At 55.7% G+C, this 521-nt stretch carries 1 rRNA gene; it reads right to left on the bottom strand.

Annotation, left to right across the window (positions count from 1 at the left end):
• A 23S ribosomal RNA gene (locus JFN87_RS33350) occupies positions 1-521 on the bottom strand; the annotation flags it as partial.

Below are 521 nucleotides of genomic sequence, written 5' to 3'. Positions count from 1 at the left end.
ATACTGCAATGACACGACTTCGGCGGTACGCTTGAGCCCCGCTACATTGTCGGCGCGGAATCACTAGACCAGTGAGCTATTACGCACTCTTTCAAGGGTGGCTGCTTCTAAGCCAACCTCCTGGTTGTCTCTGCGACTCCACATCCTTTCCCACTTAGCGCACGCTTAGGGGCCTTAGTCGATGCTCTGGGCTGTTTCCCTCTCGACCATGGAGCTTATCCCCCACAGTCTCACTGCCACGCTCTCACTTACCGGCATTCGGAGTTTGGCTAAGGTCAGTAACCCGGTAAGGCCCATCGCCTATCCAGTGCTCTACCTCCGGCAAGAAACACGCGACGCTGCACCTAAATGCATTTCGGGGAGAACCAGCTATCACGGAGTTTGATTGGCCTTTCACCCCTAACCACAGGTCATCCCCCAGGTTTTCAACCCTGGTGGGTTCGGTCCTCCACGACCTCTTACAGCCGCTTCAACCTGCCCATGGCTAGATCACTCCGCTTCGGGTCTTGAGCATGCTACTA

Source organism: Streptomyces montanisoli (genome assembly GCF_017813245.1).
GTDB classification, from domain to species: domain Bacteria; phylum Actinomycetota; class Actinomycetes; order Streptomycetales; family Streptomycetaceae; genus Streptomyces; species Streptomyces montanisoli.
This window is presented reverse-complemented; position numbering and strand designations above follow the sequence as displayed.